The sequence below is a fragment of the Aquimarina sp. 433 genome (assembly GCF_054054605.1).
The window spans coordinates 129,640-145,674 of record NZ_JBSWZK010000003.1; the positions used below are offsets into that span (position 1 = coordinate 129,640).

Here is a 16,035-nt window from a genome sequence, read left to right on the forward strand (position 1 = left end):
TGAAATTGATACAATCTACTCGTTATTTTAAAGTTAGTTTCTTTAATAATTAAAAGTAGGTTGTATCTTTACTTTTTAGAATTAAGAATACTATTATGCGCGTACATTTTATTGCGATAGGAGGTAGTGCTATGCACAACCTTGCTATGGCGTTGCATCAAAAAGGATATAAAGTTACAGGAAGTGATGATGTGATTTTTGAACCTTCGAAATCACGATTAGCTAAGCATGGTTTGCTGCCTGAAACTTTTGGTTGGTTTCCTGAAAAAATCACTAAAGAAATTGATGCTATTATTTTAGGAATGCACGCTAAAGAAGATAATCCAGAGTTACAGGAAGCCCAAGAATTAGGATTGAAGATATATTCTTATCCAGAGTTTTTGTACGAGCAGTCTAAGAATAAAACTCGTGTTGTGATTGGTGGTTCTCATGGTAAGACTACTATTACTTCTATGATTTTACATGTTCTACACTACCATGATAAGGAAGTAGACTATATGGTAGGAGCACAATTAGAAGGTTTTGATACGATGGTACATCTAACGGAAGAGAATGATTTTATGGTGTTAGAGGGTGATGAATATCTGTCCTCTCCGATAGATAGAAGACCCAAATTTCATTTATATAAACCAAATATTGCATTACTAAGTGGTATTGCATGGGATCATATTAATGTGTTTCCTACTTTTGATAATTACGTAGAGCAGTTTCAGATTTTTGTGGATAGTATCGTACGAGGTGGAAGTATTAACTATAATGAAGAAGATCCTGAGGTGGTTAAAGTAGTTGAAAATTCTGAAAATCAAATTAGGAAAATACCTTATACTACACCCGATTACAGAGTAGAAAATGGAGAAACCTTATTAAATACACCGGAAGGTGAAATGCCTATCGAGGTATTTGGGGCTCATAACTTAAGTAATTTAGCAGGAGCAAAGTGGATTTGTCAACATATGGGTATTGATGAGGATGAATTCTATGAGGCGATTGCATCCTTTACTGGTGCTTCTAAAAGACTAGAAAAAATAGCAGAGAGTAATGCTGCGGTTGCATATAAAGATTTTGCCCATAGTCCTTCTAAAGTAAGTGCTACCACAAAAGCAGTAAAAGAGCAATATCAAGACAGACAACTAATAGCATGTCTAGAGCTACATACGTATAGCAGTCTAAACGCAGAGTTTTTAAAAGAATACGAGGGAGCGTTGGATGCAGCAGATCAGGCAATAGTTTTTTATTCGCCTCATGCGGTAAAGATTAAACAGCTAGAAGAAGTATCCGAAGAACAAATTGCTACAGCATTTAACAGAAAAGATTTGTTGATTTATACAAATCCTGAAGAATTTAAGGAATATCTGCAACAAAAGGATTTTGCTAATTCTGCACTATTACTTATGAGTAGCGGTAATTATGGTGGATTAGATTTCGATGAGGTAAAGGAGTTGATATAATATTTTGTTATTCTAAAAAAAACTTACCGACTTTCTGTTGATTGTTTTATGGTTATGGTTAGTATATCACTAAGCCCTTTATTTTCTTCGATTGTACCATCATTACTAAAGGTGTCCCCCACAGCTATAATCGAACCATTACTTAGTTCTGCCACATCATAGATGTAATCGAACTGAGACCCTCCAGTACTTATTTGCCAAACAATATCTTGATTATTGTCTAGTTTGATAATCCAGCCGTCGATTTGCCCTTGATTTTCGGAAGTATCTCCATCTTCGCTCCGCGATGATCCCACAATTAAATAACCTCTATCAGCCGTATTGATAATTTTTTCTGCTGTATCAAAATTACTACCTCCAATAGTTTTTTCAGAAATCAAATCTCCAGATGGCGAAATTTTTACTAACCAAATATCCGTAACACCTTTGTTAGCTGAAACATCAATATCTGAGCTTTTGGTAGCCCCAACAATTAAATAATTCCCATCATTCGCTTTAGTGATACTAAATCCATTATCAATATTACTTCCGCCAAAAGACTTTTGCCATTCTAAAATTCCTGTATTTGAGATTTTAATAACCCAGAAATCATAAAAACCTTTGTTGTTAGTAATGTCTAAATCATCACTGTCGGATTCGCCAACAATAATATAACCTCCATCATCCGTTTGAATTACATCTTTTGGAGTTTCTGAAAAACCACCGCCAAATTGTTTACTCCATTCTAACATCCCATCTTCGGTAATTTTAATTGCCCAATAATTGCCTCCTGTATGTCTATTGCTAGTAGTTTTTGCAGTGTCACCTTCGCCATTCGATCCTACAACGTCTAGTTCTCCAACTAATACATATCCACCTTCACTTGATTTAATTAGGGATGTTCCAAAATCTTCACCAGAATAGCCAAAGGATTTTTGCCAAATAATGACTCCCATAGAAGATAACTTAAGAACCCAATAGTCTTTATCACCTTCATTATTAGTAGCGTCTCCATCATTGCTTGTGCTATAGCCTAATATTACTAAACTTCCGTCTTGATTTTCTATTAAATCATAACCTCTGTCATTACCCGTTCCTCCATAGGTTTTGCTCCATTGCAATTCGTTTAACCCATCGTATTTTAATAGATAGAAGTCAGCATCTTCTCCTTCCTTATCAGTGATGTCTTGGTCGTTACTTAATGTATACCCCAAAACAATATAACCTCCATCTTGGGCAGCTTTAATTGCTTGTGCACTATCATTATTGCTTCCTCCGTAAGTTTTGACTTTATCCAATATACCTACATTTATATTGTTATTGGTAACGGAATCTTTATCATCATTCGAACAATTTATAACGATAAATGATATAAGTAAGATCAATGAAATATTTAATGTTCTTGTCATGGCTACAGTTCTTTTCTTTATGAGATCTTTTGATATAGGTAGATTTGGAACTATTATTTATGGTTTTAAAAGTCTTAAGAATTATGTAAACTCAATTTAGTGTTTAGAACTTTAATAAATTAGGTTTAGTATACGTTAGAAGTAATATTTTAATCTAATGGTATTCTTAAGTTCATAGAACTTATATTGAAAAGGAATAGAATGGTAGTTAAAACCTTTAGAGAATAAGGAATCTGAAGAGATGCTTAAAAATGATTTTGGAATAAACCATTAACAAAATCAACAATACTGATCTGGTTATTTTTGATCAATTCATGTTTTGCATTTTCTATGTCAGCTGGTATTTTATCTTGGCTTAATTTAAATTTACCTTCCCAATGTTGTACTTCAATCTCAAAACAATGAATATACGGAACCAAACGATCCATTCTAGGGTCTTCTTTTAATAGTTTAAAACCATCATTGGGATTTTCTAAAAAGTCAGTCATTACTACCATTGATTCTTTGATTAATTCTGGATCTTTGATCGTCTTTACAATACCTACTGCGTGTGAAATAATGTAATTCCAGGTGGGTAATTGCTTGGTAGTATAAATCGTTGGAGAAATATAGGTTTGAGGTCCTTGGAAAATTGCTGTGACTGGATAGTCATTTTGCAATAATTCTACATGTGGATTATTAGCGTCTATGTGGCCGACAAGAGTGTCTCCTTTCAGAATTAATGGTGCGTGAGTAATGTATGGTGTTTTGTCTTTGGCAGATACTAAGGTAGCAAAAGGATATGCTTTAGCTACACTTTTAATGTTCTCTACGTTATAGTCTTGATGATGTTTTGGTGGATACACAGACTATACGTTAAATTGTTGTAAATGATGATCTAAATGCTTGTATTGCATTTTTCCCCATTGATCTTTGGTAAACTGTCCAAACATAGGATGCGGATCCCATTCGGAAATAGTTCTCTTTTCTGAGAATTCACTGATTAAATTTAATAATACCTTTTTTTCTTCTTCAAAAACTTTACTATCAACAACTTTTAATTTTGGATGTGTAGGTAAATTTTTTTTCCAAGGTTTGTCGTTATACAAGGATTTTTTAAAGAATATCTTAGCCAATAAATTTGGTTTTACCGTTGGATGCTTTTTTTTAAGTGCAATTTTTAAAGGAAACTGACAATGAAATAACATTTGAGAAATATCCATTTTGCCCCAATTTGGAGAGCTTTCTGTAGATAATTTCTGAATTCTACCTTCTATTTCATTTTTTACGGGTTCATCAAAAAGAGATTTCATCTTATGGCATATTTAAGCTGTACATACCAAAAATAACAGAATTATTTTAAATATGATCCATAAAAAACCTAAGCTATTGCTAAAATAACTTTAAAGATTAATCGTAAAAATAAATGATTTAATTATCCGACCTTTTCGAAGACAAGTTTAAGAATTCCTTCCAAATCTCCGTTTGCTGATATATCCGAAGGTGTTCCAAGATTTATCATCAAAGGCTGATCTTTAATTTTTCCCATTAAAAAATATTGGAAAGTAGTACCAGATTTAAATTTAAAACCTTTCAATTCAGATCCAAAGGAAGTAAATGTTACAGCCGTCTTAGAAGAGTTATCTGCTCCAAAAGCATCAATAGTAGCGTCAAATACTGCAGTTAACATATCATCACTGTAATAATCCCATTTAATAGAGGTTCCATTACATGCTTGCAGCTCAAATTCTGATTGCGCTTGACATCCTCTTGGCACTTGTATGTGGTTTCCTACTAAATTTAAGAAGCTTATGCGTTTCCTGTCTTGTCCATAAAAACTAATGGTAGCTAATAGTAATGCGAAGGTAATAATGTTCTTCATAAATAGGTTAATTTGAAGTTGTTAAATTCTCTTTTTTTAGATTATGGGTGTTCAAATATAGTAAAACTTTCATTTTCAAACAAATATATGTATAAAGAATCTTAGAATATCGACAGGGTAGACAATTTTTATTTTTGTAAATTATAGAATAATATATTGTATTTGAGCGGACTAGTTTATAAATAAGTATCGAAAAATTTAGGGAATAATACTTCTAAAAAAAAATATATGATTGAAAATAATGCTTCATTTTCGATTAGAAAATGGAATGAAAATGATCGTCCAAGAGAAAAATTATTGGTTAAAGGGAAGAATTCTTTAAGTGATTCGGAGTTAATAGCGATTTTAATAGGTTCTGGGAATAAAGAAGAAAGTGCCGTAGCATTAAGCAAAAGAATTTTAGCAAGTGTGGATCATCAAATAAATGCTCTTAGTAAACTTTCAGTAAAACAGCTCATGGATTTTAAAGGAATTGGAGAAGCTAAAGCAATATCAATCGTAGCAGGTTTAGAGTTAGGAAAAAGAAGAAAAGAAGAAAGTGTTCCGATGATACCTAAAATAGGGTCGAGTATGGATGTATTTCATATAATGAATCCAATTATAGGGGATTTGGAACATGAAGAGTTTTGGGTTTTGTTTCTTAATAATTCTAATAAGGTTTTACAAAAGAAGCAAATAAGTGTAGGAGGGAAGACCAGCACTTTGGTAGATCCAAGAATTGTGTTTAGATCTGCGCTAGAATTTAATGCCACAGCAATTATATTGACACATAATCACCCTAGCGGAACTTTAGTGCCAAGTGAATCCGATAAAGCCTTGACACAAAAATTGAAACAAGCAGGTATGAGTTTAGATATTAAACTATTGGATCACTTAATAATTACAGAAAAGGATTATTTTAGCTTCGCAGATCAAGCTATACTTTAATAACTATGCTATTAATCCATGTTTACAAGATAACACCTAGAGTATTATACACTTTTAAGCATATCTGTAAAAGAGTTTTGGGTTTAGAAGTTGATTTTACTTCCAAAATTGAATCTTTTATTGCCCATGATGGTCCAAAATTATCTTATGGTAAACAACCTTTAGGAAAAGAGCTTTATTTTCAAAGTGTAGATTTGCTTTTTGAGCACGGTTTCAACGAAGTAGAAATACAAGTAATGCCTTGGGAAGATACTCAGTGTTTTTTTTCGGTTAAAAACCAAAGTACGGCTTTGCCATTTGATATATTCGCGGCAACATTTTATTTGTTGACAAGATATGAAGAGTATTTACCTCACGTAAAAGACGAACTCGGAAGATTTGCCGCAACAGAAAGTATTGCTTATCAGAATGGTTTTTTGCATGAACCTGTTGTTGATATTTGGGCGCTAAAGTTTAAAAAAATACTAAAGGAAAAGTATCCAGATATTAGATTTAAAGAAAAAGAGTTTAAGATTCAACCTATTATTTATGTGAGTCAGACTTTTGCGTATTGGCAAAAAGGAATTTTAAGATCTGTAGGAGGAGGTATTAGAGATCTATGGCAGTTAAAAGTTAATGAAGTTACTGATAGAGTCAAAGTAATATTGGGGATTAAAAAAGATCCGTACAATACTTTTGATTTTGTGATTGATTTGCAAAAAAATATACATAGAAAATGTCTCATGTTTTTTGGCTTAGGGGATTACACGAATTTTGAAAAAAATATCAACCATAGTAATCCAGAACATAAGAAAGTTATTAAACATGTATCAGATTATTTAGATGTTGGTTTGAAGGTTTCATATGATGCTATTGCCGACTTAGAAATATTAAAGCAAGAAAAAACGAGAATAGAGAATATTGTGAATAGACAATTAAAGTCTTCATTATGTTCTTTTTATAAAATAAAACTTCCTGAAGCATATCGAAACTTTATTGAATTAGAAATTCAAGAAGACTATTCAATGGGGTATCCCGGACATGCTGGTTTTAGGGCAGGGACTTGTACACCTTTTTTGTTTTATGACTTGGATTACGAAGTACAAACACCTTTGGTGATTTATTCTTTTTGTATCACTCCTAAAAGTTTTGAGAATGCTGATAACGAATATGTTGTTAGGCAAGAAATTATAGATTACTTGGAAAAAGTGGAAAAAGTAAATGGATTATTTATTCCTGTTTTTAGTAATGGCTTATTAGGGGATCTTAATGAACAATCGTTTTGGAAATCAATTTTTAAATTTATTTGGACTAGGGATGAGACTAACAAAAATTGATCATATATTTTTTGATCTTGATCACACTCTTTGGGATTTTGATAGAAATTCGACTTTAGCATTTCAAAAGATGTTTGATAAATTCAATATCGAAATAGACGTTTATCAGTTTTTGAGTGTTTATCAGCCTATCAACTTACAATATTGGAAGTTGTATAGAGAAGAAAAAGTGACGAAACAAGAGTTGCGCAGAGGGCGTTTAATTAAAGCTTTTAATGCTTTTAGTATATCTTTTTCAATTGAAGTGATAGATCAGTTGTCTGAAGATTATATAAATTTTCTTCCTTTAAATAATTATTTGATAGAAGGTGCTGTGGAGTTGTTAACCTATTTAAAACCAAACTATCATTTGCATATTATAACAAATGGCTTTAGAGAGGTGCAAAACACCAAGATATCTAATTCTAACATAGCACAATATTTCAAGACTGTAACGAATAGTGAGGATGTAGGTGTTAAAAAACCAAACCCAATTATATTTGAGCATGCGATAGCTATTTCTGGCGCGAATATTGATAATAGTTTGATGATTGGAGATAACTATGAAGCAGATATTTTAGGGGCAGAATCTTTGGGGATCAGGTCAATATGTTTCAACTATCATCGGGAACAAATACCTCAGGATATATTGCAAGTTTCTTCATTAAATGAAATAAAAAATTACATTTAGTAATAAATATTTGTATATTTTCGTTAGATACTAAACAACTCCCCCAGATGAAAACAAAAAAAACTTATGCATTGCTGCTGTTTTTCAGCGCAATAATGTCAACCGTTTCGTGCGTTGAAGAATTAGATTTCGAGCAACTAGAAGATGTTGTTTTAACTCCTGTCTTTGAGGCGGATTTTATTTATTCAGAATTTGATATCGAGGAATATATTCCAGATGGACTTCCTCCTGATACAGAATTTACCATACCTCCTGAGGTTGTAAGGGATACTGCAAATTATGATTTAGTAGGAACTGATTTTGCAGTGGATAATTTAGATAGAGTCGAACTTACAATCGAAGTTCGTAATACCATTGAGCGAGCATTTCTTATTCAATTTCAATTTTTAACCGAAAATGATCAACCAATCGGACAATTATACAATGTTCCTGTGCAAGCAGGAATGGGACCAGGTACACAACCGGTTGTATCTTTCTCAGATCCTGATCCAATTGTTTTAGATAATGCTACTTTAAACCAATTGTCTTCTGCCCAAAAAATTGCAACAGAAATCATTGTACCCACATTAAACACGGACTTAAGAGGTGTTTTACATATTAGATCAAAAGCCAGTTACTATGTAAATTATGAATTATGAGAATCTTATTGTGCCTTTTTTTAGGTTTATTGGGATGCTCATTATATTCTCAAAATAAAGAAACCTTATACGATTTTACTGATCTACCGCAGTCGCTTATGCTTAATCCAGGCGCAGAGGTGAATTTTAAATATCACGCTGGAGTTCCTTTTTTATCTCAGATACATCTAAACGTTGGCTTTAGAGGAGCCTCAATCTATGATGTGTTTGCAGATGATGGTAGGGATATTAATGATAAAATAGAGAATACAATCAATACACTTACCAGTAACGACTACTTCACTTTAACAGAACAATTAGAGTTACTTAGTTTTGGTTGGCGTAGCAAAAACAATAAAGATTTGTATTATTCAGGCGGATTGTACCAGGAGCTTGATCTGATTGTATATTTTCCTAAAGACTTCGCAGTTCTAGCTTATCAAGGAAATCAGGATTTTATAAATGTCCCATTTCGGTTTTCTAATATAAGAGCTACAGGAGAATTGCTAACAGTGTATCATTTTGGTTACAATAAAAAAGTAAATAAGAAATTAACTTTTGGAGCTAGAGCAAAGTTGTATTCTAGTATTTTTAATTTTAGAAGTACAAAAAATCGTGGGACATTTACTACTATCGAGACTCCACAAGGTAATAACATCTATCAGCATGTAATTAGCAATGCTGATGTAAGTCTACAAACAGCAGGTTATGCGTCTCTGCGAGATATCGAATCTGAGGATAATGCAGATGGTGCTAGTCAAGTGGTGAATAAGTTTATTGGAAGAGCATTTCTTGGAGGAAACTTAGGAGTAGGTGTAGATCTAGGATTTAGTTATAAAATAGAAGATCAGTGGACGCTTACGGGAAGTATGACAGATTTAGGAATGATTTTTTATACCAAAGATGTGGAGACTTATAGGGCAAGAGGTAATTTTGTTTTTGAGGGATTAGAAACTCCCATTACAGATGATAATGGGCAAGATATATTGAATGAATTAGAAGAAGCAATACCGATTGATACGCTAAGTACAAGTTATGCCGCGTTAAGACCCTTAAAACTGAATAGTTCTATAAAGTATTCGTTTAACAGATATGATGACGGTACTTGTAACTGCGCGATAGAAGGAGAAGGACCTTTATATCAAGATGCGTTTGGACTGCAAGTATTTACACAATTTAGACCAAAAAGACCCCAATATGCGGCATCATTGTTTTATTACAAACGATTATCCAGTTTTCTGAGAACAAAATTAACATATACGGTAGACGATTATTCCTTTAAAAACATCGGTTTTTTAATGTCTACGCATTTTAATAAAATTAATTTTTATATTTCGGCAAATAATCTTTTAGAATATTCTAATCTGGCCGATGCAAGAGGAGCATCCGTCCAATTAGGATTTAATGTAATAATGTAATGAATATAACACGTGTTTTCTTTTTTGGGCTTGCTTTTTTCTTTATCAATAATTTCTGGGCTCAAAATTCGGTGAATGATTATAAATATGTAATTGTGCCAGAAGGTTACGTCTTTTTGAGAGAAAATGATGACTATCAATTAAATTCGTTAACCAAGTTTTTATTTGAAAAATATGGGTTTACTGCTTTTATTCGAGGTGAGGATTTACCGGAAGATTTAAAAACTAATGGTTGCAAGGGGTTAACAGCAGATGTAAGGAAAAATTCTGGATTATTGAAGACCAAACTTATTGTAGATTTAAAAGATTGCAACGGAATAGTTGTATTCAGTACTAAAGAAGGGACTAGTAGAGAAAAAGAGTATAAAAAATCTTATCATGAAGCTTTAAGAAATGCTTTTAAAGATATCCAAGCCTTGAATTATAAGTATAACGGTAAAAAAGAGAATATGGTTGCAGTGAGCAGTCCACAGTCCAATGTGCCAAAAGAAGTAAATAATTCAGTTGAGAACGCAGCGCCTACTATGTCTAAATCAGAGAGTGCAAACTCAATGATAAATGAAAAGAATACTAAAGAGCAGGTTCGGGAAAAAACAATTGTATCTTCTCAGAAAACTATTTCTTTTACTTATAACGATGAAATATATCTTTTAAATAAGAAAGAGTTTGGTTTTGAGTTATCACAAAAAAAGGGGAGTTCTGTTCTTTCTTTAGGCAAGATTTTAAAGTCTAGTAGAAAAAACGATTATATCGTTAAAGCAGGGGATTTAAGTGGTAGTGGTTATTTTGATGCTTATGGTAATTTTATTTTAGATAGAATTAATCCTGTTACTGATAAATTAATCACGGATACTTTTGCGCGTCAATAAACTAGTAATTGTACTTATCTTTCCATCGCAATTTTAGAAATGATCTAAAAGCATCCTCTCGTTGATTATTGCCAGGTTCATAGAGTTTTGTGTTTTCTAGTGATTCTGGTAAAAACTCCTGATCTACAAAGTTATTTGTATGGTCATGAGCATATTTATAATCTTCTCCATATCCTAGTTCTTTCATTAATTTAGTAGGAGCATTTCTTATATGCAAAGGAACAGGTAAATCACCAGTTTGCCTAACTAGTTGTTGCGCTTTATTAATTGCCATGTAGGATGCATTACTTTTTGGAGAAGTTGCTAGATAAACTGCACACTGGCTTAAGATGATTCTGGCTTCTGGGTATCCAACTGTGGTTACAGCCTGAAAAGTGTTATTTGCCATAATAAGTGCTGTCGGATTCGCATTTCCAATATCTTCCGAAGCTAAAATAATCATTCTTCTGGCCAAAAATTTAAGATCTTCTCCACCTTCTATCATTCTTGCTAACCAATACACGGCTGCGTTTGGGTCACTGCCTCTTACTGATTTGATAAATGCGGAAATAATATCATAGTGCTGTTCTCCGGTTTTGTCATACCTAACAGTGTTTTGTTGCACCAGTTTAAGAACCAGATCATTCGTAATTATTATTTCATTGTTTTCTTGACTACTGACAATCAGTTCAAAAATGTTTAATAATTTTCTAGCATCACCACCGCTTAAACGTAATAAAGCTTCCGTTTCTTTGAGTTCAATGTTCTTTGATGATATATGTTCATCTTGAACCATTGCTCTAGCTAAAAGTGCTTCTAATTCCTTTTTTTCGAAAGGTTTTAAAACATAAACCTGACATCTGGAGAGTAAGGCAGGAATTACTTCAAAACTTGGGTTTTCCGTAGTAGCTCCAATTAAAGTTACCCATCCTTTTTCTACTGCTCCGAGTAAGGAATCTTGTTGTGATTTACTAAAACGATGAATTTCATCAATAAAAAGAATTGGATTTTTAGAAGTGAACAATCCACCGCTTTGTTTTGCTTTATCAATTACCTCTCGTACCTCCTTTACACCACTATTAATAGCACTGAGTGTATAAAATGGGCGATCAGATTCACTGGCAATAATATTAGCTAGTGTTGTTTTACCCACGCCCGGAGGGCCCCAAAAAATTAGAGATGGGATGATTCCATTTTTGATCTGTTTGGTTAAGGAACCATCATCACCAATCAAATGTTCTTGACTTAAATACTCTTCTAAGGATCTAGGACGTATTCTTTCCGCTAGAGGTTTGTTCATAATTACAAATGTAGTAAATGGTGTTTGCTTTTGTCGTGATCTCTATGAAAATTAAGTTACTGACAATTTAGCGTGATATAGTCTTTGGAAGATTTTTTGATATATCTAACAAAGTTATGAGAAAAAGAGATCAATTTGTTTTTAGTACAGGCGTTATTGGATATCCTTTATTGTTTGTATTGCTGATATGGATAGTTTTCTGGTTTGAAGTGAGATTTGGCTTTGATTTTAATAATTTTGGGATATATCCAAGAACTTTAATAGGGTTGAGGGGGATTCTGTTTTCTCCTTTTATTCATGGAGATTTGTCGCATTTGTGGCATAATACTTTGCCATTATTTATTTTGTCTTCTTCACTTTTCTTTTTTTATCCCAGAAACTCTTGGAAAGTTATTCTTATAGGAGGACTTCTTACAGGGTTTTTGACTTGGTTTCTAGGTCGTACAGCAAACCATATAGGTGCAAGTGGATTAATTTATATGTTATTTGGTTTTTTGTTTTTGAAGGGTATTATTGCAAAGCACTACAGGCTAATAGCACTATCTTTTGTAGTGGTTTTTATCTATGGTAGCATGATTTGGTATACATTTCCTATTGATCCAAAGATTTCTTGGGAAGGGCATTTATCAGGATTGTTAGTTGGATTTTTTTTGGCTTTTTGTATTAAAAAAGGCATTGCTACACCTAAGAGGTATAATTGGGAAGAAGATGATTTTGATCCTGAAGAAGACGACTTCTTAAAACATTTTGACGAAAACGGTAATTTTATAGAGAATTTACCAGAACCTGATGAACAGGAACATATAGAAATCATTTATAACTTTAAGTCTTCAGATAACGATAATTCTGAAGAAGAATGATGATCTTTTATGTGTTTATAATCTTTGTCTAATGGTTTCATATAAAAATACTCCACACGCGACAGAAACGTTTAAGGAAGCTATTTCTCCGTACATAGGAAGTTTGGCCATATGATCAACAATTTTTAAAACAGAGTTAGAAATACCTTTTCCTTCACTACCCATTACGATAGCAGTTGGTATTTTAAGATCTATATCATAAATAGGGGTTACTGCTTTTTCACTTGCCGCTACTATTTGCATTCCTGAGCCCTGGAGATAAAACATAGCATCTTTAATATGATCAACTTTACAGATCGGAATTTTAAAAATAGCTCCGGTCGATGTTTTTACTGTGTCCGAGCTCACAGGAGCGCCTCCTTTTTTCTGAATTATAATACCATGGACTCCAGTGCATTCTGCGGTTCTAATAATTGCTCCAAAATTCCGAACATCAGATAGTTGATCAAGAATTAGAAATAGAGGTGTTTCTCCAGATTCAATTACTTGCATTGTTAGATTTTCTAAGTCATGAAATTCTATGGGTGAGATGAATGCTACAACACCTTGATGATTTTTACGAGTTAGTCTATTTAGCTTTTCTACAGGAACCTGAGAAAAAGAGATATTTTCTTTTTTAAGTAGCGCTATCAATTCTTTGGATAGCTCACCTTGCAAACCTTTTTGGATAAAGATTTTATCAATTGTTTTTCCGGAATGAATAGCTTCAATTACTGTGCGTATACCAAATATTTGGGATTCATTATTCTTCATATAGTGCAAATATAATGCTATATAAAAAAATCATCCCGATGAATTTTCATCGGGATGAGATTTTATGTATTTCTTAAGTTTTTATCTAGTTCTTAGACATTACTAAGAAATTATCTATAAATCCAGCAGACTGGATAGAAATATCTACAGTTCCAGTACAAGAGAAAACAAATCCACTTACACCTAAATACGCAGCAGGACCGAAGGTGTTGAAGTGAATAGCTTCACCAGATCCTCCGTAAGATGCAATACCTGTATTAGGGTCAACAGAAATAATTAAATCGTCAGCTCCGTCTTGGATAACAGCTCCACCTACAACTGTGATCTGATTCTCTCCTGGTCCAGCTACAACTGTTCTTGTAGCGACAGCACCTGGGAAAAACCCATCAAATCTATGGAAAGAAACAGTATATTCTCCTGCAGCATCTGCCGCATTAAACGGACAAGAGATAAAAGTATTGTAACTTAAAGCTTGTTGTAATCCAGGGTTGTTAATGTCTCCTAAGAATTGAGTTTCATCAGCACCATTAAATTCAACACCATCGTTATCTGTAATGATAACTCTGAAGTTAATTTTGTCTCCAGGATTTAAATCTGCTAAAGTTAAACCTAAAGCTGTAGTAACTTCAGTAGCATTTATACTTAGATCAGCAGGGAACTCAGTTATAGTCTTTAATGGAGTTAAAACCAAGTTCTCATCAGCATCTTCCTCATCGTTAAGATTAACGAATATTTCGTAAGATGCAACATTATTAAATGGAGCAACAAGTTTAGCAGTATATGCAGAACCTTCAAGGTTTGTTACATCGATTACAGGCGCATCTATTGACTCAAAGTATACCCAAGGTGCCTCTACTGTATCTGTTATCTGATTTTTCTCATCGTCCTCACAAGAGAAAAATATCGCCGCAATAAAAACGACTAAAAATATATTTATTAATTTTTTCATTTTATAAAAATTTTAATTTTTTATTTAGTCAACAAATCCTTCTGGGTTTGTATCCCAGAATACTGGAGAAGCTTGATTAGCTTTCTGATCAACATTAGAGTTTCTGTCAACTAAAACACTTGGATATAAGAAAGATCTGATGTATACACCTGGATTCGCTAATAACGATGGCTGTAAATTTTCTGGTTTACCAGTTCTTCTATATGTGTTGTATGCCTCAATACCGTTTCCGTATAATGCGATGAAATATTCTTGAACAATAATTTCTAATCTTTCATCATCATCAGCAGCAGTATCATAGTTACCAAGTACTTCATCAATGTAATCTTGTACATCTAAAGCAGTAGGTGCTAATGCAGCATCAGTTAAGTCAGGTCTGAAGTTCATAACTTTAGCAAATGATTTGGTCAAACCAGCTTCAAGATATGTTCTAGCATCTCCAGTAGTACCTAATTCAAGTGCAGCTTCTGCTAACATAAAATCAACATAAGAACTTAACATGATTGGAGATATACCAGCTCCCTGAGCTCCTACAGTTCTGTCGTTTGTTCCGTCAAAACTATTATCATCGAAACGAGCTCCAATTGGATAAACTCCCCAATCTGTTCTGTCAGCTTCATCTGGTGGGATACCATCATTATCATGGTGATCTCTACCATTATAACCTTGACCAGCTACACAGAATACAGTACCAGCAGGATAATGAGCAGGTGCAGTTTCAGTGATACATGGTAATGCGTTAGGATCTGTAGAAGCGTTAGATCTGTTTCTATAGAAATAGTATCTGATTCTTGGATCTGGTGCGCTTTTACCATTTAATAAAACATCCATGAAAGAGTTTGATTGGTAATCTGTAACTCCATTATCAAAGTTTCTTGAAAATATTGGGTGTCTACTATCTGGGTTAGCATCTACAGAAGAATACTGAAATTGGAAATCTTGATCAGCAGAAACTATATAGTTTCCAGAAGCTAAGATTTCATTAATACCTGTAGTCGAAGCTGTAGCATTTACTAAACGAGTTTGTAAAAATAATTTGATTTTTAAAGTATTCGCAAAACGAATCCAGTTATCAGTATCTCCATCGTAATATAAATCAACAGCTGGTTCACCAGTAGAAGTAGCATTCAAATTAGCGATAGCACTATCTAATAATGCAAACATTTCATCGTAAACAGCTTGACCACTATCTAAATTTGGATTTTCATTTTCTAATCCTAAAATAGCTTCACTGTATGGAACATCTCCTAAATAGTCAACCATTGTTGCTATAGTATACGCTTCAATAATTTGACCGATAGCGATATGAGTGAAAAGACCCAATTCTTCTGCTAAAGGTGCCATTGCTCTATTGTCTGCTAAAATACCAGCATAAGCTGTAGTATAAGGAGCATCTAATTGAGCAGGTCCATAACCATTATCATATGTAGGTCCAGCTTGATGAAGAATACGAGTTACTTCCATTCCTTCTTCAGTAATTTGCTCAAAGAACGTTGAAGCACTTATTTGCATACTATTTAGAAAGAAATCTACATCAGCCTGATCTGGACGAAGTACGTTCGGACTTTCCAGAATCTCTAGTTCCGTTGTTTCACAAGAATTGAATCCCAAAGCTAATACTGCTAGGAATAAAATTCTTTTTATATTTTTTTTCATGTTTATCATTTTTTTATTAAATAA

At 33.2% G+C, this 16,035-nt stretch carries 16 protein-coding genes; 8 read left to right on the top strand and 8 right to left on the bottom strand.

Going from position 1 to position 16,035, the window contains the following annotated elements; translation table 11 throughout:
• Nucleotides 1–95: 95 nt before the first annotated feature.
• On the top strand, nucleotides 96–1,448 hold the full coding sequence (locus ACWNT5_RS07350) for a UDP-N-acetylmuramate--L-alanine ligase (protein ID WP_456517012.1): 1,353 nt from the start codon (nucleotides 96–98) through the stop codon (nucleotides 1,446–1,448).
• Between the two features lie 23 nt (nucleotides 1,449–1,471).
• On the opposite strand, the gene ACWNT5_RS07355 is transcribed toward ACWNT5_RS07350, so the two are convergent.
• The 4 genes from ACWNT5_RS07355 to ACWNT5_RS07370 all read right to left on the bottom strand — a co-directional run bounded on the left by ACWNT5_RS07355 (nucleotide 1,472) and on the right by ACWNT5_RS07370 (nucleotide 4,697).
• Entirely contained in the window at nucleotides 1,472–2,836 is a 1,365-nt protein-coding gene (locus ACWNT5_RS07355) for a hypothetical protein (protein ID WP_299608444.1), read from the bottom strand.
• 245 nt (nucleotides 2,837–3,081) lie between these two features.
• Nucleotides 3,082–3,681: an FMN-binding negative transcriptional regulator gene (locus ACWNT5_RS07360; RefSeq protein ID WP_299608441.1), complete on the bottom strand. Its 600-nt coding sequence runs from the start codon at nucleotides 3,679–3,681 to the stop codon at nucleotides 3,082–3,084.
• Between the two features lie 3 nt (nucleotides 3,682–3,684).
• Complete coding sequence (locus ACWNT5_RS07365; protein ID WP_299608438.1) at nucleotides 3,685–4,128, bottom strand: DUF1569 domain-containing protein; 444 nt, start codon at nucleotides 4,126–4,128, stop codon at nucleotides 3,685–3,687.
• 122 nt (nucleotides 4,129–4,250) lie between these two features.
• On the bottom strand, nucleotides 4,251–4,697 hold the full coding sequence (locus ACWNT5_RS07370; RefSeq protein ID WP_299608435.1) for a hypothetical protein: 447 nt from the start codon (nucleotides 4,695–4,697) through the stop codon (nucleotides 4,251–4,253).
• 228 nt (nucleotides 4,698–4,925) lie between these two features.
• Here ACWNT5_RS07370 and radC point away from each other — a divergent pair, with 228 nt between their 5' ends.
• From radC to ACWNT5_RS07400, 6 genes are all read left to right on the top strand, one after another.
• Complete coding sequence (gene radC, locus ACWNT5_RS07375; RefSeq protein ID WP_299608433.1) at nucleotides 4,926–5,624, top strand: RadC family protein; 699 nt, start codon at nucleotides 4,926–4,928, stop codon at nucleotides 5,622–5,624.
• A 5-nt stretch (nucleotides 5,625–5,629) separates the two neighbouring features.
• The gene (locus ACWNT5_RS07380) at nucleotides 5,630–6,940 is read left to right on the top strand and encodes a polysaccharide deacetylase family protein (protein ID WP_299608431.1); all 1,311 of its coding nucleotides are present in this window, start codon (nucleotides 5,630–5,632) and stop codon (nucleotides 6,938–6,940) included.
• Nucleotides 6,921–7,610: a YjjG family noncanonical pyrimidine nucleotidase gene (locus ACWNT5_RS07385; RefSeq protein ID WP_456517013.1), complete on the top strand. Its 690-nt coding sequence runs from the start codon at nucleotides 6,921–6,923 to the stop codon at nucleotides 7,608–7,610. The genes ACWNT5_RS07380 and ACWNT5_RS07385 overlap by 20 nt, the downstream gene beginning before the upstream one ends.
• 47 nt (nucleotides 7,611–7,657) lie before the next feature.
• Entirely contained in the window at nucleotides 7,658–8,248 is a 591-nt protein-coding gene (locus ACWNT5_RS07390) for a hypothetical protein (RefSeq protein ID WP_299900918.1), read from the top strand.
• Nucleotides 8,245–9,645: a DUF5723 family protein gene (locus tag ACWNT5_RS07395; RefSeq protein WP_299608424.1), complete on the top strand. Its 1,401-nt coding sequence runs from the start codon at nucleotides 8,245–8,247 to the stop codon at nucleotides 9,643–9,645. Before ACWNT5_RS07390 ends, ACWNT5_RS07395 begins: the two co-directional genes overlap by 4 nt.
• A 71-nt stretch (nucleotides 9,646–9,716) precedes the next feature.
• Entirely contained in the window at nucleotides 9,717–10,514 is a 798-nt protein-coding gene (locus ACWNT5_RS07400) for a hypothetical protein (protein WP_299608422.1), read from the top strand.
• A gap of 1 nt (nucleotide 10,515) precedes the next feature.
• Here ACWNT5_RS07400 and ACWNT5_RS07405 read toward each other — a convergent pair whose 3' ends face one another.
• Nucleotides 10,516–11,793, bottom strand: a complete 1,278-nt coding sequence (locus ACWNT5_RS07405) for a replication-associated recombination protein A (RefSeq protein WP_299608420.1) — start codon at nucleotides 11,791–11,793, stop codon at nucleotides 10,516–10,518.
• A gap of 116 nt (nucleotides 11,794–11,909) precedes the next feature.
• On the opposite strand from ACWNT5_RS07405, the gene ACWNT5_RS07410 reads away from it, so the two are divergent.
• Nucleotides 11,910–12,653, top strand: a complete 744-nt coding sequence (locus ACWNT5_RS07410) for a rhomboid family intramembrane serine protease (protein WP_299608418.1) — start codon at nucleotides 11,910–11,912, stop codon at nucleotides 12,651–12,653.
• A 15-nt stretch (nucleotides 12,654–12,668) separates the two neighbouring features.
• Here ACWNT5_RS07410 and rlmB read toward each other — a convergent pair whose 3' ends face one another.
• The 3 genes from rlmB to ACWNT5_RS07425 form a co-directional block, all read right to left on the bottom strand.
• Nucleotides 12,669–13,406 (bottom strand): 23S rRNA (guanosine(2251)-2'-O)-methyltransferase RlmB, encoded by a 738-nt coding sequence (gene rlmB / locus ACWNT5_RS07415; RefSeq protein ID WP_299608416.1) that lies wholly within the window; start codon nucleotides 13,404–13,406, stop codon nucleotides 12,669–12,671.
• 85 nt (nucleotides 13,407–13,491) lie between these two features.
• A complete protein-coding gene (locus ACWNT5_RS07420; protein WP_299608413.1) occupies nucleotides 13,492–14,355 on the bottom strand; it encodes a hypothetical protein in 864 nt (287 codons plus the stop codon).
• Nucleotides 14,356–14,379: 24 nt separating this feature from the next.
• Nucleotides 14,380–16,011 carry a SusD/RagB family nutrient-binding outer membrane lipoprotein gene (locus ACWNT5_RS07425; RefSeq protein ID WP_299608410.1) on the bottom strand — a complete coding sequence of 544 codons (1,632 nt, stop codon included), beginning with the start codon at nucleotides 16,009–16,011 and terminating at the stop codon, nucleotides 14,380–14,382.
• Between the last annotated feature and the right edge of the window lie 24 nt (nucleotides 16,012–16,035).